18 protein-coding genes and 1 tRNA gene are annotated in these 18,463 nt (G+C 58.5%); 9 read left to right on the top strand and 10 right to left on the bottom strand.

All coding sequences use genetic code 11. The features are described 5' to 3' along the window. Nucleotides 1–2: 2 nt before the first annotated feature. The 6 genes from ACR0IM_RS19470 to ACR0IM_RS19445 form a co-directional block, all read right to left on the bottom strand. The gene (locus ACR0IM_RS19470; RefSeq protein ID WP_480682927.1) at nucleotides 3–1,148 is read right to left on the bottom strand and encodes a cytochrome D1 domain-containing protein; all 1,146 of its coding nucleotides are present in this window, start codon (nucleotides 1,146–1,148) and stop codon (nucleotides 3–5) included. After that, entirely contained in the window at nucleotides 1,145–1,498 is a 354-nt protein-coding gene (locus tag ACR0IM_RS19465; RefSeq protein WP_480594332.1) for a c-type cytochrome, read from the bottom strand. Before ACR0IM_RS19465 ends, ACR0IM_RS19470 begins: the two co-directional genes overlap by 4 nt. Before the next feature lie 64 nt (nucleotides 1,499–1,562). Then, complete coding sequence (gene cobA, locus ACR0IM_RS19460; RefSeq protein ID WP_480682926.1) at nucleotides 1,563–2,324, bottom strand: uroporphyrinogen-III C-methyltransferase; 762 nt, start codon at nucleotides 2,322–2,324, stop codon at nucleotides 1,563–1,565. Nucleotides 2,325–2,526: 202 nt separating this feature from the next. Next, nucleotides 2,527–2,928 carry a cupredoxin domain-containing protein gene (locus ACR0IM_RS19455; protein WP_480642087.1) on the bottom strand — a complete coding sequence of 134 codons (402 nt, stop codon included), beginning with the start codon at nucleotides 2,926–2,928 and terminating at the stop codon, nucleotides 2,527–2,529. A 53-nt stretch (nucleotides 2,929–2,981) separates the two neighbouring features. Beyond that, the gene (locus tag ACR0IM_RS19450) at nucleotides 2,982–4,769 is read right to left on the bottom strand and encodes a NapC/NirT family cytochrome c (protein WP_480642088.1); all 1,788 of its coding nucleotides are present in this window, start codon (nucleotides 4,767–4,769) and stop codon (nucleotides 2,982–2,984) included. A gap of 124 nt (nucleotides 4,770–4,893) precedes the next feature. Continuing rightward, a complete protein-coding gene (locus tag ACR0IM_RS19445) occupies nucleotides 4,894–6,570 on the bottom strand; it encodes a cytochrome D1 domain-containing protein (RefSeq protein WP_480594328.1) in 1,677 nt (558 codons plus the stop codon). Nucleotides 6,571–6,803: 233 nt separating this feature from the next. Between ACR0IM_RS19445 and ACR0IM_RS19440 the strand changes: the two genes are divergently transcribed. The 7 genes from ACR0IM_RS19440 to ACR0IM_RS19410 all read left to right on the top strand — a co-directional run bounded on the left by ACR0IM_RS19440 (nucleotide 6,804) and on the right by ACR0IM_RS19410 (nucleotide 13,494). Beyond that, on the top strand, nucleotides 6,804–7,985 hold the full coding sequence (locus tag ACR0IM_RS19440) for an NnrS family protein (RefSeq protein WP_480682925.1): 1,182 nt from the start codon (nucleotides 6,804–6,806) through the stop codon (nucleotides 7,983–7,985). A gap of 99 nt (nucleotides 7,986–8,084) precedes the next feature. Beyond that, nucleotides 8,085–8,534 carry a c-type cytochrome gene (locus tag ACR0IM_RS19435; RefSeq protein ID WP_170448418.1) on the top strand — a complete coding sequence of 150 codons (450 nt, stop codon included), beginning with the start codon at nucleotides 8,085–8,087 and terminating at the stop codon, nucleotides 8,532–8,534. A gap of 16 nt (nucleotides 8,535–8,550) precedes the next feature. Further along, nucleotides 8,551–9,951, top strand: coding sequence for a cbb3-type cytochrome c oxidase subunit I (locus ACR0IM_RS19430; protein ID WP_170575123.1), 1,401 nt, complete (start codon nucleotides 8,551–8,553; stop codon nucleotides 9,949–9,951). Nucleotides 9,952–9,953: 2 nt separating this feature from the next. Continuing rightward, complete coding sequence (locus ACR0IM_RS19425) at nucleotides 9,954–10,763, top strand: AAA family ATPase (protein WP_480594326.1); 810 nt, start codon at nucleotides 9,954–9,956, stop codon at nucleotides 10,761–10,763. A 9-nt stretch (nucleotides 10,764–10,772) separates the two neighbouring features. Then, entirely contained in the window at nucleotides 10,773–12,695 is a 1,923-nt protein-coding gene (locus ACR0IM_RS19420) for a nitric oxide reductase activation protein NorD (protein ID WP_480682924.1), read from the top strand. Then, nucleotides 12,692–13,240, top strand: a complete 549-nt coding sequence (locus ACR0IM_RS19415) for a cytochrome c oxidase subunit 3 (protein ID WP_480682923.1) — start codon at nucleotides 12,692–12,694, stop codon at nucleotides 13,238–13,240. Before ACR0IM_RS19420 ends, ACR0IM_RS19415 begins: the two co-directional genes overlap by 4 nt. Nucleotides 13,241–13,245: 5 nt before the next feature. Next, nucleotides 13,246–13,494, top strand: a complete 249-nt coding sequence (locus ACR0IM_RS19410) for a cytochrome C oxidase subunit IV family protein (protein ID WP_480682922.1) — start codon at nucleotides 13,246–13,248, stop codon at nucleotides 13,492–13,494. A 56-nt stretch (nucleotides 13,495–13,550) separates the two neighbouring features. Here ACR0IM_RS19410 and hemA read toward each other — a convergent pair whose 3' ends face one another. After that, on the bottom strand, nucleotides 13,551–14,774 hold the full coding sequence (hemA, locus tag ACR0IM_RS19405) for a 5-aminolevulinate synthase (RefSeq protein ID WP_480682921.1): 1,224 nt from the start codon (nucleotides 14,772–14,774) through the stop codon (nucleotides 13,551–13,553). Nucleotides 14,775–14,952: 178 nt separating this feature from the next. Between hemA and ACR0IM_RS19400 the strand changes: the two genes are divergently transcribed. Both ACR0IM_RS19400 and ACR0IM_RS19395 read left to right on the top strand, forming a co-directional pair. Further along, complete coding sequence (locus tag ACR0IM_RS19400; RefSeq protein WP_480594321.1) at nucleotides 14,953–15,645, top strand: Crp/Fnr family transcriptional regulator; 693 nt, start codon at nucleotides 14,953–14,955, stop codon at nucleotides 15,643–15,645. A gap of 554 nt (nucleotides 15,646–16,199) precedes the next feature. Beyond that, the gene (locus tag ACR0IM_RS19395) at nucleotides 16,200–16,442 is read left to right on the top strand and encodes a hypothetical protein (RefSeq protein ID WP_480682920.1); all 243 of its coding nucleotides are present in this window, start codon (nucleotides 16,200–16,202) and stop codon (nucleotides 16,440–16,442) included. 489 nt (nucleotides 16,443–16,931) lie between these two features. On the opposite strand, the gene ACR0IM_RS19390 is transcribed toward ACR0IM_RS19395, so the two are convergent. The 3 genes from ACR0IM_RS19390 to ACR0IM_RS19380 all read right to left on the bottom strand — a co-directional run bounded on the left by ACR0IM_RS19390 (nucleotide 16,932) and on the right by ACR0IM_RS19380 (nucleotide 18,328). After that, nucleotides 16,932–17,051: a DUF6538 domain-containing protein gene (locus tag ACR0IM_RS19390; RefSeq protein WP_480642184.1), complete on the bottom strand. Its 120-nt coding sequence runs from the start codon at nucleotides 17,049–17,051 to the stop codon at nucleotides 16,932–16,934. A gap of 121 nt (nucleotides 17,052–17,172) precedes the next feature. Beyond that, nucleotides 17,173–17,282, bottom strand: a tRNA-Leu gene (locus ACR0IM_RS19385). After that, nucleotides 17,243–18,328: a tyrosine-type recombinase/integrase gene (locus ACR0IM_RS19380; RefSeq protein WP_480682919.1), complete on the bottom strand. Its 1,086-nt coding sequence runs from the start codon at nucleotides 18,326–18,328 to the stop codon at nucleotides 17,243–17,245. The genes ACR0IM_RS19385 and ACR0IM_RS19380 overlap by 40 nt, the downstream gene beginning before the upstream one ends. Between the last annotated feature and the right edge of the window lie 135 nt (nucleotides 18,329–18,463).

Here is an 18,463-nt window from a genome sequence, read left to right as displayed (position 1 = left end):
CGTCACAGCCCCGTTTTGTGCGCACGCGCTGTAAAGAAGATGCCCGAGGGGCTGTCCGCATCGATCTCGCGCAGTTTTTCGAAGGTCTGCGTGTCGTAGACCATAACCTTGTTGGCATCGCGCACGCTGAGCCAGACCTCATGCCCGCGCGGCGTGAACTCCATGTGCAACACGGCGGGGCCGGGTTTGAATTCGTGGATGATCTCTTTGCTGACACTGTCGACGACCTGAATCGTGTCGTTCAGCGGATGGGCGAAATTGACCCAGACCTGCCGCCCGTCGGGGCGAGCCATGGCAAAGACCGGCTGGCCGTGCGTCTTGGTGCGCCCGGTTTCGGTAAGGGTGTCAGAGTCGATCCACAGAACCTCGTGATGGCCAACGGCGGGCAGGACGAACTCGCGCCCGGTCAGCGCCCAGCCTTCCAGATGGGGCATCTTGTAGACCGGCATTTCCTCCTGTCCGCGCCCATAGTCGGGCAGCACGCGGATGGGTTCGGGGTTCTCGGCCCAGAGATCCAGCGCGGTCAGGCCGTCCTCGCCGAACAGGCCGGTGATATAGGTGCGGCCATTGGCGGTGATCAGCGCGTCGTAAGGGTTCTTGCCCATGTCGGTGATCTTGGTGATCGCGGGGTCGCCTTTGGCAAAATCGGCAATCCAGGTCTCGCCCGTGTCCCACATGGTAAACACGAAGCGACGGCCCGGCGCATCGACTAAACCGATGGTTTTGCTGTCGGTGGGAATGTCGGCGACCATCTCCAGCGTGTCCGCATCAAAGACTCGTACACCACCGGGTTCATAGTTGGACACGGCCACCAGTTTGCCATCGTCTGAGATTGCGCCGCCGATGGCGTTGCCCGCCTGCACGACGCGGTTCACGATCTGACGGGTGACAATGTCCACCTTGGTCAGCCCGCCGTCACGCCCAAAGACATACGCAAAGCGTTCATCCGGCGAATAGACCAGCGAGGCATGGGAAAGGTCGCCCAGCCCCTCGATCCGCGCGAGCGCGGCGCGGTCGGACTGGTCGACCAACAGGACTGACCCCTTAGCCCGTTCGATCACCAGACCCAGGTCTCCGGTTGCGGTAGGATCGGCATGTGCCGTTGTGATCATCAATGTGGCTGCAAGGCCGAGGATGAGATGTTTCATTGTTCCTCCTGTTCCAGCAGGTAACGGGCGATCCATTCGGCCTCTTCTTCGCTGATCAGGGGCCGCCATGGGGGCATTGCGGTATCGGGAATGCCGTCAAGGATGACACCGGTCAGGACGTCGGCATCGTAATGCTGCAATGTCTCGGACCGCAGATCGGGGCCAAGGCCGCCTTTCAGCGACAACCCGTGGCACGAGCCGCAATCCTGATGGACAAGTCGTTTCAGTGCGTTGGGGTCAATGGCTTCTGCGGCAAAGGCTGACGTGGCCAGAACTACGGCGGTCGTCAGCACGGCGTGCGCCGTCCAGCCCGAACGTTGGCCCGCCCTGCGGGGTAACACCCGGTCCATCCCCCGGCTAGGCGCCTGGCCCCCCGCCGGGACCTGGCACTGCCCCAGGCTTTTATGACCAAGCTTAGCCATGAGCCTGTTCCAGCAGGTCTGCCAAGGGCCGTTCTGCGCAGAGTGAAACCACCTTGCCGATGATGAACAAGGTCGGCGCTTTCAGGTCGGCTTTGCGGACATCCGCCGCCAATTGATCAAGGCGGGATACCATGCGGCTCTCATCCGGTGTGGTGGCTTTGCCCACGGCCAGAACGGGGGTCGAGCCGGGCAGGCTCTCGGTCATTAGCCCCATGGCGATCTGGCCGATGTTGGCGACGCCCATATAGACCACCAAGGTCGAGTCAGGATCAGCCAGCCGTTTCCAGTCCAGATCCAGCACCTTGTCGGCTTGCCGGTGGCCGGTAACATATTGAACCGAGGTCGCCAGCCCGCGATGGGTCAGCGGCACGCCGGTCGAACTGGAGGCCCCCTGTGCCGCCGTGATACCCGGCGCGTATTCGACAGCGATTCCATAAGCCATCAGATAGGCGGCTTCTTCCGAGCCGCGGCCAAAGATCATCGGATCACCGCCCTTCAGCCTTGCGACGGTGTGACCGGCCAGTGCCTCTTCTTTCAGGATTTCATTGATGCGATCCTGCGGTACGGTGTGGCATTTGGGGGCCTTGCCCACCGGGATCAGCCGCGCACCGTCGGCGTGCAGGGCGAGGATTCCGTCCGAAACCAGTCGGTCATAGACGACCACGTCGGCCTCTTGCAGCATACGCAGGGCGCGCAGGGTCATCAGCTCGGGGTCGCCTGGGCCGGCGCCAATCAGAAAAACCTTACCGCTCATGTGCTAACTCGCTTGTTCTGAATGTCTTCGGAACCCGGACCTTCCGGCAGCTTCCACGCGCGAATAGGGGACGTTGCTGGGTGAACCGGGCGTGTCATGAGGCCAAGTTGGCGTAATCCTAAACCAACCTCCTTGACATAAGTTAAGGAGCGCGGGATTAGCGCCCGCGCTCCTTTGATTTTGCCTGTATTTTTGCCTCGGCTCAGGGTTCGACTGTGATCATGCCGATCATGTCCTGCGTTTCCCAATGCGGACCGCACAGGTATTCCTGCGGGCCCGGCGTGAGGAATGTCATGTCCACCGATTCCTCGGGGAACAACCGATCGCTTTCGGGTTCGCTGCCGTCTTTCAGCAAGACCGAATGGCTGGTGCGTTTGTCCACATTTATCCAACGCACGGTGGTGCCCGGCTTTACGGTCAATTCGCGAGGGCAGAAGTTGTATTTGTACATCAGCACCACCTCGGCGTCCTCGACTGCGGACGATGGTTGGTCAAACATCTCGACATAGCGATCTTCGGCCTCGGCACAGATCTCAGCGGTTTCATCGGCCCAGGCGGGCGCGGCCAGAAGCAGCAGCGCGGGAAGAAGGCGGTGGGGTTTCATTATCCATGTCTCCTTTCCAAAGGGGAAGGGGCCGGTTCATCCGGCCCCCTCAATTATTGTTTTACCACGTTGATGAAGGCGCTGTCGTCGTCCAATGCAAGGCTGGTGTCCAGCGTCACATGGTGGAACCGCGCGGCGGCAAAGTCATCGTGGATGGCAAAGCCGACCGTGTAGGTATTGCCGGCCTCCAGCGGCACGTCGCCGGGCGCACCGGAGTTCAGCGGACGGGTAAAGACCACAGTCCACATTCCTCCGGAAAGTTCGGCCGATGCGGCGATCTCGCCGTCATTGACCACGCGCTGTTCCAGAAGATAGCCGTTGGTGGCACTGCCGTCCGCATAGACACGCATCAGGTCAAGATAGGTGCCGTCGGCCAGATACTGCTCGATCTGCTCGGCGGTATGCAGTTTATCCCAACCACCCATCGGCTTACCGCGACGACCTTTGGTATCAACCTCGGTGCGGCTTTCGCTTATGTATTTGGTCACCGTGTCCTGAGCGGTCAGACGACCTGAGACATCACCATTGGCGGCAATCGCCTCCGCACCCGGATCAAAGGGCATATACGAGTTGTCGGCGTGGCACGAGGCCCAGCAACCAACTTGATCGCCCATCTCGATACCGGTACCGGTGATCATCATGGCAACCTTGATCTGGTTGTCGGGGTCCATCTTGCCACCATCCACGAACGGTGCCGGGTTGTGGCCTGCATCCGGCCATTGCAAGCGGATATACAGGTTCTCGTCGTCATGTGCGGCCTGAACGGTTGCGTCGATCACACCACGTTTGCCGGGGATCGGCGTTGGCTCCAGATCACCACCGGCCACAATCTTGTTGCCGATCGTGTCCAGTTCCTTGGCGTGACAGGTCGAGCACTGATCACCGCCTTTTGTTAGCGGACGGGCGCCACCATGGAACTTGCCATTCTGCACCCATTCAAATGAAGCCTGACCGGGGTAGAACAGTTTCAGATCCGCGCTGGCCACGGCGTTCCAGTCGACGTTGCCTGGGACATCGCCGCCGCCGCCGTCTGAGGGCGCTGCGGCCTCTTCGCCGTTTGCTGCGGCACGCTCTTCAGCGACGGCCGCGTCAACTGCGGCTGCGATCTGAGCCTGAACGGCCTCTTGCTGCGCTGCCTTGGCGGCTTTTTCAGCCTCGGCTTCGGCGGCTTCCTTTGCCTCGATCCGCTCCAGACTGACCAAATATTCGGGCGGAATCGGGCGGATGAAGTCCGGATTCGGGGTTTCAAGCTTTTCCAGATACTCTTCGTCGGCCCGGTCGCGGGCATCCGAGTGCGCAATACCCTTGTGGCAGTCGATACAAGTCTGGCCGATCTCCATCGCATTCAGGTGCTGCTGACGCGCGCGGGGCTTCTGGAATTCCGGCATCATCGATTCGAAATCGTGACAGTTGCGGCATTCGCGCGAGTCGGTGGCCTTCATCCGTTCCCATTCGTTCATGGCCAGGTGTACACGTTTGGCCTCGAATTTCTCGCGGGTGTTGATGGTGCCGACCATCTTGCCATACAGCTCTTTGGACGCCTTGATCTTGCGGATGATCTTGTGGGTCCAGTCCTTGGGCACGTGGCAGTCGGAACAGACCGCGCCCACGCCAGAACGGTTCACGTCGTGGATCGTACCTGTGTATTCCTCGTAGACGAAATCGCGCATCTCGTGGCACGAGATACAGAAATCTTTGGTGTTGGTGGCTTCCATGGCGGTGTTGAACCCGCCCCAGAAGATGATGCCGCCGACAAAGGCGGCAGCGATTCCGGCCACGGGCATTCCCCACAGGAAATACCGGCGCCAGATCGGTGGTTTTTTATCCGGTTCGGAGGTCATATCCGGGCTCCGTTATGGCTGTATTGACTGGCCCGGTAAGTCGGGCGGGCGTGTTTGGCTGAACTGTCAAACGAGGAAAGGGCGGGCGAGGGGCCCGCCCTTTCCGGTTGTGGTATCAAACCCGTCAGGTGACGTGGTTCGAGCGGTTGTAGACGTTGAACTTGCCGGTCGGGGCATACAGCCCTTCGATGCGACCGATTTCTTCCAGCGTCTTGGCGTCGAAGATCACGATCTGACCGTTGGGTTCTTTCGAGTCCGACAGGTTCCATTTGGAAACCCAGACCTCGGTGCCATCCGCGTTGAACTCGAAGTGTACGGCAGCGCTGCCTTCATCTTCGGTGATCTGGATGGTTTTCACGATCTCGCCGGTCTCTTTCGAGATGACCTGCACCGATTGCTGAATTTCAGGCTCGGGGTGCTTGGTCTGGTCCGCCCAGATGTAGTCCGAATTCGGGTGGGTCCGAACAAACAGGCCGGGGCCATCGGTTTCCACTTCGTAGCAGACCTTCCAGGCATCATCCGGACGATTCTCGGGATCGTTGCCCCAAACAGTCACGGTACCGACACCAAGGTGGGTTGTGCCAGCGACCGGACCGCAATTCGGGTCGACCCAGTTGGCGCCCGGACCGGGGTGCGGCAACGCGGCGGTGTCGATCATCGCTTCCAGCTTGTGGGTTTGGGTATCGACAACAACCATCTTGTTCGACGCGTTTGCGGCGATTTGGAAGTACCGGCCAGTCGGGTCAAAGAACCCGTCGTGCAGGAACTTGGCCGAGTCGATCTTGTCGATCCGCAGGTTATCCAGGTCGGTATAATCAACCTGCCACAGCTGACCCAATTCCTTGATCGCGACGATCCAGGTCGGCTCGTTCGGCGTTGTGTAGATTGCGGCCACACGGGCCTCTTCCACATAGTCGCCGTCCACGTTCACACCGCGGGTCGATACAACCTTGACCGGTTCCATTGTCTGGGCATCTACGATTGCAAAGTGCGGCGGCCAGTAACCACCACCGATGACGTATTTGCCGTCGCCGGAAACGGCCACGTCACGTGCGTCATAGGCAATCTTGACTTCCGAAACCAACATGTTCTCGGGCTTCTGCCAGAGGTCGATCTTGGTCATCTTGCCGTCGCGGCCCATGGTGTACCAGAAGCGGCCGGGGTGCTCAGGCTCGGTAATGCTGTGGTGTTCCGATGCTTTCAGAACGTGCACGGCGTAACCTGTCGGGATGTGCGTTAGCACTTCTTTGGTGTCGCCGTCGATAACAGCCACCTTACCTACGTCACGCTCGATGACGACGAAGAAATTTTCCCAATTGCGGCCGTGAAGCGGCTCGGTCGGGTAGTCGGCTTCTTCGACATAGACCTTGCGGGTCTCTTTCATCTGCTCCAGCGACATCTCAGGCGGCTTGGGGGCCTCCATCTGAATGTAGGTCGCCATATCCTTGATTTCCTGCTCGGTCATGATGTCCGAGAAGTTGTTCATCCCGCCTTCGGTACCCCAGGCGATGATTTTCTCAAGACGTTCCTGCCCGAGTGCAAGGGTTCCGCCTTCGGTCACGGTTCCGTCGGCTGCGGTTTTCTTCCAATGTGGTTCAAGACTCTTGCCTGTGGCGCCTTTGCGCAGAACGCCGTGACAGCCTGCGCATTGTTCGAAATAAAGCTGTTTGGATGATTCAAACGCTTCCTCGCTGAGGGTTGGCTCTTCGGCGAAGGCTGGTGCAGCGACGCTGCCCAGCAGCATCGCCAAACCGGCCCCAAAGGCGCGGCCAGTTTTGTTGTAGCTGATTCCAAGTGACATGATCACTCTCCATTTGCGTGGTGAGGCACCCCCAAGGGTGGAGCATCGCTCGATAGCACTCCTTGACGAAAGTCAACACAAGGGGTGCAATTCGGGGTGGCAACTGGAAAAATCGCGAAAAAAACGCGGAAAAATCTGAATCTTAGGGGCATGTTTTCCAACGTTTTGATTTTGGTTAAGTCGCCGTTTCAGCTTCGCTGCTAGGGCTTAGAAAACCGTCAAGGAGAGCAGCCATGCCCGCAATCGTCGCCCGTGTTCTTGGTGAGGCGTTTCGTGTTTTCTTTCTGTCCGCCGGTCTTTACGGCCTGTTTGTGGGGCTGGTTTGGGGGCTGTGGCTGGCGGTGCCCTACATGGCGCCGGATTATGGCATGACGCCACCGATGTGGCACGCGCACGAGATGATCTTTGGCTATGCCACCGCCGCGCTGGGCGGGTTCTTTCTGACGGCTGTTCCCAACTGGACCGGCGCGCCCGAGGCGCGCGCACGCTTTATCACTCTGGCCGCCGGGCTGTGGCTGGCGGGTCGGATGGCCATGTGGTTTTCCGGGATGCTGCCGCCAGTGTTGGTTGCGATGGTCGATCTGGCCTTTGTGCCTGTTTTGGCAGCCAAAATCCTGACTCAGCTGATCCGTCGCCCAAAACCGCAGAACATGATTTTCCTGCTGTTGCTCAGCCTGATCTGGGTCGCGGACCTGATGACTCATCTGGAATGGATGGAGGTCACGGCGGACACGTTGCAAACCGGGTTGCGCGCAGGGCTGCTGAGCTTGTGTGCAATGATTGCCATCCTGGGCGGGCGGATCACGCCGGCCTTCACCCGCAATGCCATGAAGCGCGAAGGCGTGCCTGAGGCGGACTGGCCGGTTTCGGTCGCTGTCTTGGATAAGGCGGGTATGATTCTGGCCTTGATTCTGCCGCTGAGCGTTTTGGTGTTTGGCGCCGGGCCGGTGGCCGGGGTGGTTGCACTTGCATTGGGCGCGGTGCAGGTATTGCGCATGGCACGCTGGCGCGCACGCTGGGCTGTGCGGCAACCGATTCTGCTGGCGCTGCATCTGGGGCTTGGAATGCTGGCGCTTGGGCTGATTCTCTGGGGGCTTTCGGTGCTGGGCCTGGGTAATGAAGTCGCCGCCCTGCATGTTCTGGGCATCGGTTGCGTCGGCGGCATGACCCTGGCGGTCATGAGCCGCGCTGCGCTGGGTCACAGCGGTCGTGCGTTGATCGCACCCGCTCCAATGGTTGTCGCCTATGGGCTGATGGCCGTGGCAGCTCTGTCGCGCTGGATCGGAGCGGACCTGAACGCAGGCTATATGGTGGCGATGCTGCTGTCCGATGGCCTGTGGGTCTGCGCCTTTGCGCTGTACCTGATTGCAATGTGGCCCGCCCTGACAGGTCCCCGCGCAGCCCGGGCGGGATGAATTTCAATTACTTCGGCCAGTCTTGACTTTCGTTAAGGAGACACCATGGCCCAGCCGCCATGGTGTTCAGACTAGCTAATCTGCGCAAAGGAGAGCGCAATGCGAGAAGTCATGACCAAGAGCATGGCCCGCAACATATTCTATGGCGGGTCACTGTTCTTTATCCTCATATTCTTGGCCCTGTCGGCCCATTCACACTGGTATATCGTGAATTCCGAGAATTCGGCAAAGCTCGATGAAAGTGTGGTTCGCGGCAAACACGTCTGGGAAAAACACGCCTGTATCAACTGTCATACGATTCTGGGTGAAGGGGCCTACTTTGCCCCCGAAGTCGCTAACGTAATGACTCGGTGGGGCGTCCTCGACGACCCGGAATCGGCCTTTGAATCCCTTAAAGGCTGGATGGAGGCGCAGCCGACCGGCATTCCCGGTCGTCGGCAGATGCCACAATTCAACCTCAGCGACGAAGAGCTCCGCGATCTGACCAACTTCCTGATCTGGACGGACAATATCGACGCTCAGGGCTGGCCGCCCAACGAGGCCGGCTGAGAAAGGGAACGGAGAAATGAAATACGAATCCCAAAAAATCGCCTACGCCTACTTTGCGGTGGCAATGGCCCTGTTTGCGATCCAGGTGATCGGCGGCCTGCTGGCCGGTTTGATCTATGTGTTCCCAAACTTCCTGAGTGAGCTTCTGCCGTTCAACATCGTGCGGATGCTGCACACCAACTCGCTGATCGTCTGGCTGATCCTGGGCTTCTTCGGGGCGGCTTACTTCCTGATCCCGGAAGAATCTGAGCGTGAAATACATTCACCCAAGTTAGCCTATTTGCAGCTGATCATTCTGGTGGTCGGTACATTGGGCGTGGTTGTGACCTATGTCTTCAACCTTTTCGAAGGCAATTGGCTGCTGGGCAAAGAGGGGCGCGAGTTCCTTGAACAACCCAAATGGGTCAAGGCAGGCATCGTCGTGGCCGCGCTGATCTTCCTTTACAACGTGTCGATGACCGTTCTGAAGGGTAAAAAGACCGCGATCACCAACATCCTTTTGTTGGGTCTGTGGGGTCTGGCGCTGCTGTTCCTGTTTGCCTTCTACAACCCGGGCAACCTGGCCTTGGACAAACAATACTGGTGGTATGTCGTCCACCTTTGGGTTGAAGGCGTGTGGGAACTGATCATGGCCTCGATCCTGGCCTACCTGATGCTGAAACTGACCGGTGTTGACCGTGAGATCGTCGAAAAATGGCTTTATGTCATCGTCGCCGCCGCGCTGTTCTCGGGCATCCTTGGTACGGGTCACCACTACTACTGGATCGGTACACCCGCGTACTGGCAGTGGATCGGTTCGATCTTCTCGAGCCTCGAAGTGATCCCGTTCTTCGCGATGATGGCCTTTGCCTTCGTCATGGTCTGGAAAGGTCGTCGTGACCACCCCAACAAGGCTGCGCTGCTGTGGTCGCTGGGCTGTGCCACGCTTGCCTTCTTCGGTGCCGGTGTCTGGGGCTTCCTGCACACGCTGCACGGGGTGAACTACTATACCCACGGTACGCAGATCACTGCAGCCCACGGCCACCTGGCCTTCTACGGTGCATATGTCTGCCTCAACCTGGCAATCTTCAGCTATGCGATGCCAATCCTGAAGAACCGTGACCCGTACAATCAGGTACTGAACATGGGTTCGTTCTGGCTGATGACCAGCGGCATGGTCTTTATGACCTTCGTGCTGACCTTCGGCGGTACCGTGCAAACGCACATGCAACGTGTGGTCGGTGACTACTTCATGGACGTGCAAGACCAGATCGCGATCTTCTACTGGATGCGTCTTGGTTCCGGTGTTGTCGTTGTCCTCGGTGCGCTTTTGTTCATCTACTCGATCTGGGTGCCCCGGAAAGAGATGGTTGAACCCGGCCCGATCGAACGCGACCGGCTGGAAAACGATCCTGACCACGTCGCAGCGGAGTCATGAAGATGGACGGCTCAAGAAACATGGGAACGGGGGCGGCTGACGCCCCCTTCTACCTGCCCCAGCGTGATGAATGCGATGTGTTCACCGCCGCTTACAACAACGACCTACCGGTTCTGCTGAAGGGGCCGACGGGCTGCGGCAAGACCCGCTTTGTGGCCCATATGGCCGCCCGCCTTGGTCGTCCGCTATATACCGTGGCCTGCCACGATGACCTTGCCGCCGCCGACCTGATCGGGCGCTACCTGCTGAAAGGTGGCGAAACCGTCTGGGTTGATGGTCCCTTGACCCGCGCGGTCCGCGAAGGCGCGATCTGCTACCTTGATGAGGTGGTCGAAGCCCGCAAAGACGTGACCGTCGTGTTGCACCCACTGACCGATGACCGGCGCATACTGCCGATCGACCGCACAGGCGAAGAACTTGAGGCCGCACCCGGTTTTATGCTGGTCGCCTCGTACAACCCCGGATACCAGAATATCCTGAAAACCCTGAAACCCTCGACCCGGCAACGGTTCATCTCTCTCGAGTTCGACTTCCCGTCGCCCGAGATGGAGGCCGAAGTTGTTGCTCAGGAAAGCGGGCTGGCGCTGGAGCGCTGCAAGCCGCTGATCCGGTTGGCGAACAAGCTGCGCGGACTCAAGGGTCAGGATCTTGAGGAAGGCGTTTCCACCCGCTTAGTCGTTTATGCCGCGACGCTGATCGCACAGGGCATGTCGACCGACCGCGCCATCCTTGCCGCAATGATCGAACCTCTGACTGATGACGAGGATATCAAACGCGGGCTCCTCGATCTTGTCACGGCTGTCTTTGGGTGAGGCCCGCCGATGGTCAGGATCGAATTTGAGCCATGGGAACCCGAAGAAACGATCGGGAAACTGTGGCACACCCTTGCCAGCCGTCTCGATGCACCTGAGGTGCATGTTGGAGCCGCGGTCGACCTCTCAGAGGTCGCGGGGCGGCTGGCAGTCCTCTTCCGGGGACTTGGGGGTAGTCCGGGCGTTGAATTGCGCCCGGTCTCGCCCGAGGTTTCACGCCACCGGTTAAGCTGGCGTCGCAAGCTGGCAACCGAGGCTGAACTGATGCCGCGCGCCTCGTTCGATGGAGAGGTATTGCGCCTGCCGGATCGGCTGGCTGTTTTTCCCGCGCGCGAGGCGAATGGCGCGCTTTATGTCTGGCTCGCCTCCGCCGCTGCCCATGCCGGAACCCGAATTGAAGAGAACGATCCGCTGCGCGCCGACGTGCACGCGCTGATCGCGGCGCAGAGCATGGTCGAGACGACGCTGGATGACGCTCCTGGACTGCGCCCACTTTACACCGAGCTTTGCAAAGGTGTTCTGCATCACCGCGACATCCCGGGCCTGCCACCGGTTGAGGCTACGGTTGAAGAGCTTGTCCGTCACATGCTGGGGGACCCTGCGCCGCTGTCGGACCGGGCTGAACAGATCCTGACGCTGGACGATGACCTTATCGCCCCGCGTGGCTATCAACCGATGCGCCCGGTCCCCCTGTGGCCAGAACTGCGCGCGGTTGGGTTTTCGGAACATAACGAGGTCGAAAACCCCGAAACCGAAGGTCCACCTGAAGAATCCAGTGAGAAAACCCACCGCGCACGCCGCCGCAAATCGGATCAGGCCAACCGCAGCGACAGTTTTATTCTGCATAAGTTTGAGGCCATTCTCAGCTGGGCCGAGTTCCTGAACATCAACCGACGCATCGACGATGACGATCCCGACAACGCGAAGAAGGCTGCCGACGATCAGGAAGAAATCGGCTTGGGGCAAATCTCCAAGGCGCCACCGACCAAGCTGAAGCTGCATCTGGACCTTGCCCCCGAAGACGTGAATCGCGAACGTTTGTCAGGCCGTATCCTCTATCCCGAATGGGATGTGCGTACAGGCCAATACCTGCCCGATCACGTCAACGTTCTACTCTCGGATGCCGAGATCCGCGAAGACGCCGCCGAGTTTGGCAAAGACCCCGCCACCGCCCGCCGAATTCGCGCAGTGAAACGCCAGTTCGAGGCCCTGCGCCCCGGTCGGGTGATGACGCGCGGCCATCTGGATGGAGATCAGCTGGATATCGAAGCCGCCGTACGCGCCGAAACCGACAGGATGGCCAGTGGTGAGGGCAACGAACGCATCTGGATGCAGTCCCGCCCAGTGGCGCGCGATCTGGCGGTGTCAATTGTGCTGGATGTCAGCCGTTCTACCGAAAGCGCCGTCACAGGCCGCGCCGTGATTGATGTCGAACGTGAGGCGCTGGCCGCTTTGGCCTGGGGCCTGAATGCCTGCGGTGACGATTTTGCCATCCATGCCTTCAGCTCTCTGAAACGCCAGCGCGTTTATGTGCAACGCTGCAAACGGTTTGACGAGCCGATGAGCAGCACCGTCGAACAGCGCATCGCGTCGCTGCGGCCGGGGCATTACACGCGGTTGGGCGCTGCGATCCGTCATTGTTCTGCCGATCTGGCCAAGCAAACTCGTAAGCGCCGCCTGCTGCTGGTGATCACCGATGGCAAACCGAACGATCTGGACCATTATGAGGGCCGCCACGGAATCGAAGACACACGCCAAGCTGTTCTTGAGGCGCGCCGGGCCGGACAATCGGTCTTTGGCGTTACCATCGACAAGACTGGCAAAAGCTGGTTCCCGCGTATGTTCGGGCAAGGCGGTTTTGCTGTTATCCCCGACCCGCATCGTCTGACGATGGCCTTGCCGCAGATCTACCGCCAACTGGTCGGCGCATGAGCGATACCTCTCTGATCGACGAGCTTCCGGGCGAGTTGCTGATGTGGGTTCTGATCATCTCGGAATTGCTGGTCTTCGGCGCCGGGATGATCGCCTTTATGGGCGTGCGCCTGACCGATCCGGTGGGCTTTGCCGAGGCGCAGTCGCATTTGCATCGCACCGGCGCGGCGTTCAACACTGCTGTTTTGGTCACGTCTGGCTATCTGGCGGCGCAGGCGCTGCACTGGCGGCAGGCTTCCCGGCGCGGAGCTGCGCGTTTGGCCTTGTTTGGCGCTGCCCTGCTGGGCGTGGTGTTCCTGATCATAAAAGGCACGGAGTACGCGGACAAAGCTGCGCAGGGGATCGGATACGAAACGCACCCGTTCTTTCTGTTCTACTACTTGCTGACCGGTTTTCACGCCGCGCATGTGCTGGCCGGGGTTGGCATTTTGCTGCTGGTCGCGTGGCGGGATGATCCCCGCAATATTGAGGCAGGTGCCCAGTTCTGGCACATGGTTGATCTGGTCTGGATCATGCTGTTCCCCGTTATCTACCTGTTGGGATGAGGGAAATGATCGCAAACACTCTTACACGGGCCTGGCTAGCTCTGTTGGTGCTTAGCCTTGGGTCGGCGGTGCTGACCACAATGCCGTTGCCGTCCGAAGTTCTGGGCGGTGGGATTCTGATTCTAGCGCTGGCCAAATCCCGCATTATCCTAGCCCATTACCTGGACCTTGCGGCCAGCCCGTCTTGGCTGCGCGGCTTCACCATGGTTCTGACGGGGTTTGCGGTGCTGATCTTCGGCCTTTACCTGATCTGAGAAAGAAAAAAGCCGCCCCGAAAGGGCGGCAGGTTTCCAAGCAAGGGGCGCATTGGTTATTGGGCGGCCATCGGCATGCGCGCTATCTGGCACCGTTGCCAGAGGGCCGACAGAGCATTGACCAAGTGGCCGATATCGGCGTCGGTGTGAACCGGAGACGGCGTGATCCGTAGGCGCTCGGTTCCTTTGGGAACGGTGGGGTAGTTGATCGGCTGGATATAGATGCCAAACTCTTCCAGCAGTGTGTCCGAAATGAATTTGCATTTGACCGGATCACCGACCATCACGGGGATGATGTGGCTGGGGTTGGGAAGATGCGGGATGCCCTCGGCGTCAAGACGGGCGCGCACCTGCGCCACGCGGGCCTTTTGCAGATTGCGTTCGGCACTCGACTGTTTCAGGTGCCGGATCGAGGCCGCAGCGCCAGCTGCGATTGAGGGGGGCAGGGCAGTTGTAAAGATGAACCCGCTGGCAAAGCTGCGTACGAAGTCGCACAACGCGGCCGAAGCAGCGATATAGCCACCGACCACACCGAAGGCTTTGCCCAGGGTACCTTCAATCACGGTCAGTCGATCCATCAGACCTTCGCGTTCGGCGATACCGCCACCACGCGGACCATAGAGACCTACGGCGTGGACCTCATCCAGATAGGTCATGGCGTCGTAATTGTCGGCCAGATCACAAATCTCTTTGATCGGCGCGATGTCTCCATCCATCGAATAGACCGACTCAAATGCGATCATCTTTGGCGCATCGGGATCAGCGGCGGCCAGTTTCGCCTCAAGATCCTCTAAATCGTTGTGTTTCCAGATGACCTTTTGAGCGCGTGAGTGGCGGATACCTTCGATCATCGAGGCGTGGTTCAGGGCATCTGAAAACACGATCAGTCCGGGGATTTTGGAAGCAAGGGTGCCAAGGGCGGCCCAGTTCGAAACATATCCCGAGGTGAACAGCAGCGCGGCTTCTTTGCCGTGCAGATCAGCCAGTTCGGATTCCAGCAGTACGTGATCATGGGTGGTGCCCGAGATGTTCCGCGTGCCACCCGCGCCTGCGCCGCAGCGGTCCAGCGTGTCATGCATGGCTGAAATCACGGCAGGGTGTTGGCCCATGCCCAGGTAATCGTTCGAGCACCAAATCCGCACGTCCCGCTGCACCTGTCCGTCGGTTTGGCGCGCATTTGGGAAGGATCCGCAGCGACGTTGCAGATCGATGAAGACGCGATAGTTTCCTTCTTCCCGCAAACTATCGAGGCTTTGGCTGAAAAATCGCTCGTAGTCCATCTTTCTGGCTCCCCGGAATACTGGCTTTGGGGCGAGATTAGGAGCGTCGTGCCCAAAGCGACATGACTATTGTCAAGTTGACCTCGGAAAAGACTGGTGCGTTGGGCGCAGCTTTGGCATAGCCTGAACCCGAAGGATGTACCGGTCAGAAGATCGACTAGGGAAAAGGGGAACCTTCTTGGCTCACGAAGCGCAAAAAGCAATCGCGCGGCAATCGCTCCTGCTCAAGAGCTTGCCGGATCAGCATGTCGATACTCTGCTCAGCCATGCAATCTGGCGCAGCTATGATCGCGGCGAGACGATTTTCCTGCAGGAAGAAAAAGCCAAGGCCGTACACGTGGTGCTGGCGGGTTGGGTCAAGCTGTTCCGTATGTCGCCCACCGGGGCCGAGGCGGTGGTGAGCGTCTTTACACGCGGTGAAAGCTTTGGTGAGGCGGTTGCGCTGCGGAACGTTCCCTATCCTGTCTCTGCCGAGGCGGTGTCGGCCTGCGAAATCATGCATATCCCCAGCCCGTTGTTACTGTCGCTGATGAAGGAAGACCCCGAGATCGGCGTATCGATCTTGGCCTCGACCTTTACCCATCTGCATGCGCTGGTGGCGCAACTGGAGCAACTAAAAGCCCAGACAGGCGCACAGCGGGTGGCCGAGTTCTTGCTGAGCCTGTGCGACACCGATGCCCAAGCTTGCGACGTGGAATTGCCCTATGACAAGATGCTGATTGCCGGGCGTCTGGGGATGAAGCCGGAAAGCCTGAGCCGCGCCTTTTCGCGGCTCAAGACCGTTGGTGTGAAGATCAACCGCAACCACGCTGAGATCGCAGACGTCGACCGCCTGCGAGACTACGCCGAAAGCGATCCGTCAGAGAAGTAGTCGTCCGGATTGACTGCAGCCATTCGGATATCCAGACCTTGATCGGTTTCTTGCTGTCGAATCCGCACGTCAGGCTACAACGTGGCGCGTTTTTTCGACCTGAAACGTATACTGTAACAGGTCTCATTCGTTGCGAAACTGCCTCAGCTCTCCGAAACTCTGACTGCGCATGGAAGGGCTAGATATGCACAATGCCGGGCAAATGAGCGCGAGATGTAGCGTTGCTAATTGCATGGTGTTCAGGCAAACTTTTTGCCAATCTTTCATAGTAGGTTTTCAGGTTTTTGGGGGGCAAAATGAGGGGTGTGTTCGTCTGTGCTCTATCAGCACTTTTTTCAATTTTTGCGTCGGTTTCGTCTGCGGCGACTTTGAGCCCCACTGAGGGTCTAGCGGTGGATTTTAGCTCTGGCACCACTTTTGATATTTATGATGTGTATTGGAGCGCATCACCGTTTGCAGCAAACCAACTGCGCGTAACAGTCTACTCCGGACCCGGGCTTACCGGCAGTATAGTCGGATCAAGGGTACTTCCTTTCGCAGCAAGTGGAGGTGGTATGTACATAGATACGCCCTCTGCGGGTCCTAATGGTTCAATTATTGCCACAGCGGAATTTGGTACGATTGAAAACTTCAGCTTTTCCAATCTTGCGGTTCTTCTTGACGCGACTGGTAGGCGCTTGGGTAACGCAACCTATGAAAGCGCTCCTTATGTCGCCAGCCCTTCGCCTGTCCCGCTCCCTGCAGGATTGCTTCTTATTGTCAGCGCTTTAGGGGCACTTGGAGCATTGGCACCTTGAACAAACGTAGGTTACATGGTGTCGAACCAGAAGTGAAGGTGTCGGCATGCCAATCCCGTGCTGCCGCTTACTGATAATTTGAGTTTGGTCGACAGGTGTTGATACGGAAACAGTGAGATTTGCTGCGACTATTAGATAGCTTGGGTTGTACGGTTTTTGAGTTTGACCGCCACGCTATTTTTGCAGTCTTAGAAACCGCAACTTGTTTTCGAGTTACTGGTTATTGTCGCGTTTCATTCCATCTAGGATTTTGGGCAGCACTGCGTGCAGTTCATCCCTGCCGAGCGTTTATCTGTTAGCGACACTAGACCGAGGTGTTTATCGTTAACCTGCCGCTTACAGGCAATCTTAACTGAGGTTCAACCGGCTTATTCTCCAACACTTCCAATAAGCGGAATTACAATATCGAGAAAGTACGGCGATTTTCTCAAAGGGGAGCCGTTCAGGCTTTGCCCGAAGGGGCGCGCAACGTTTTTGAGGCTACGCGTGTTAGGTGGTATTTCTCTCTTTTGACTTTGCTGCGTCCTTGATGCGGAGTGACTTTGACACTTCAGCACGACCGATGATTCCCTTCAGGTCCGTTGGAACACGCGTTACAGCGAAGTATATCTATTTTTTTGTTGTTGACCGGTTTAAGCAAGGCTGGGGTCAATGCCTAAGACTCCTGTGTAGGAGCTAGCAGGCGCAAGCAGTTGGTTTTCGTAAGTTTTTGAGAATGATGAGGAAATCATGGTGCTGCTGGAGAGAATTGAACTCTCGACCTCTCCCTTACCAAGGGAAAATAGAAACGCCGATTTCCTTTATTCTTTCATCCCCTTAGCGTGCTTTACGTTCAGCGGCTGTACGGCCCCTGTACGAATCCGGTCCCGCATTTCGCGGTCATCACCTTCCACATGGGCATAGATTTTGTCCGGCAAAGCCGGGTTCGACCAGCGCCCCGCCTTGGCGGCTTTGACCGGGTCAACGCCCTGGCGCACCCGCAATTCGGTGTAGAACCCGTGCCGCCCGGCCTGGTGCGGGCTGAGATACTCGACCTTTGCCGCCTTGCAGGCCGTGCGCAGTGCGGCGGTGAAGCCAGATCGATCGGCATAGCCGAACATGCGCCTAGGCAGCTTGTAGCCGTGTTTGCGGTTATGCGGTGCGCGGGGCTTGAGATTGGCCATGGTCACCACCAGCGCGGTGGAGATCGATACCCATTGTTCCGGGTGGCCTTTTGAAGCGATGATCTTGACCCGCCCGTTCTGCAGATCGCAGTGCCTGGGTTCAATCGCCACCAGTTGCGACACCCGCACGCCGGTTTCGAACATGAATTCCAGACCTGCCGCCACATACGGATTGGCATGGGGCTGCACGGCCCTGATCCAGTCCCAGCTTCCCGCCTTGCGTTCCGGTCGGCTTTGTTTGCCGCGTATCTTGTCCTGATCGATGCGCTGCTGCGATGTGTAGGATCGGATTCGGATCGGGTGGCATTTGCCCCTGTCATGGGCGTTGTTGATCACGGCAGAAACCGGCGTGATGATCTGGCGCTTCCATGTATCGGTTGAGGCTTTGGGATAGATCACCGGGCCAAGGTCGCGCACCTGCTCTGGTGTAATCTTGTGAACAAATTCGTTGCCGATCTTCTCAACAATCGGGATCAGGAACTTCGCCTCGGCGGGTTTGGCTTTGTAGAGCATCACCGCATCGGCAAAGGTCAGCGCTGATTCTTCACCAAGGACGTGACAACGGATTTGCCTGTCCTCTTCCGCCCTGATCCAGTCTTTTGCGCCTGCTTCTGTAGATGCGCCAGAGCTGCACCGGTAGTAGTCTGAGATGGCAAGCCCGTTGTACTCGACCCGGCCCTTGACCCACCAGACCTTGCCCCGTTTGTAGGCTTCGAGCGGCATAAGCAATTCTCCAAAATAACATCAAGCTGTTGAGGTGTGATAATCATCGCCCGGCCAATGATATGGCAAGCGTCGTGTTTGCGGGCTTTTTCCCGCAAGCTGCGCGGGCTGATGTCGATGCCACGTTCCAGCAGC

The sequence above is a fragment of the Ruegeria sp. BF6 genome (assembly GCF_056538665.1).
This window is presented reverse-complemented; position numbering and strand designations above follow the sequence as displayed.

Bases quoted from the DNA above. Each gene is read 5' to 3' on its own strand.
- ACR0IM_RS19470 (WP_480682927.1), bottom strand. From the start codon at position 1,148: ATGAAACATCTCATCCTCGGCCTTGCAGCCACATTGATGATCACAACG.
- ACR0IM_RS19465 (WP_480594332.1), bottom strand. From the start codon at position 1,498: ATGGACCGGGTGTTACCCCGCAGGGCGGGCCAACGTTCGGGCTGGACG.
- cobA (WP_480682926.1), bottom strand. From the start codon at position 2,324: ATGAGCGGTAAGGTTTTTCTGATTGGCGCCGGCCCAGGCGACCCCGAG.
- ACR0IM_RS19455 (WP_480642087.1), bottom strand. From the start codon at position 2,928: ATGAAACCCCACCGCCTTCTTCCCGCGCTGCTGCTTCTGGCCGCGCCC.
- ACR0IM_RS19450 (WP_480642088.1), bottom strand. From the start codon at position 4,769: ATGACCTCCGAACCGGATAAAAAACCACCGATCTGGCGCCGGTATTTC.
- ACR0IM_RS19445 (WP_480594328.1), bottom strand. From the start codon at position 6,570: ATGTCACTTGGAATCAGCTACAACAAAACTGGCCGCGCCTTTGGGGCC.
- ACR0IM_RS19440 (WP_480682925.1), top strand. From the start codon at position 6,804: ATGCCCGCAATCGTCGCCCGTGTTCTTGGTGAGGCGTTTCGTGTTTTC.
- ACR0IM_RS19435 (WP_170448418.1), top strand. From the start codon at position 8,085: ATGCGAGAAGTCATGACCAAGAGCATGGCCCGCAACATATTCTATGGC.
- ACR0IM_RS19430 (WP_170575123.1), top strand. From the start codon at position 8,551: ATGAAATACGAATCCCAAAAAATCGCCTACGCCTACTTTGCGGTGGCA.
- ACR0IM_RS19425 (WP_480594326.1), top strand. From the start codon at position 9,954: ATGGACGGCTCAAGAAACATGGGAACGGGGGCGGCTGACGCCCCCTTC.
- ACR0IM_RS19420 (WP_480682924.1), top strand. From the start codon at position 10,773: ATGGTCAGGATCGAATTTGAGCCATGGGAACCCGAAGAAACGATCGGG.
- ACR0IM_RS19415 (WP_480682923.1), top strand. From the start codon at position 12,692: ATGAGCGATACCTCTCTGATCGACGAGCTTCCGGGCGAGTTGCTGATG.
- ACR0IM_RS19410 (WP_480682922.1), top strand. From the start codon at position 13,246: ATGATCGCAAACACTCTTACACGGGCCTGGCTAGCTCTGTTGGTGCTT.
- hemA (WP_480682921.1), bottom strand. From the start codon at position 14,774: ATGGACTACGAGCGATTTTTCAGCCAAAGCCTCGATAGTTTGCGGGAA.
- ACR0IM_RS19395 (WP_480682920.1), top strand. From the start codon at position 16,200: ATGTACATAGATACGCCCTCTGCGGGTCCTAATGGTTCAATTATTGCC.
- ACR0IM_RS19380 (WP_480682919.1), bottom strand. From the start codon at position 18,328: ATGCCGCTCGAAGCCTACAAACGGGGCAAGGTCTGGTGGGTCAAGGGC.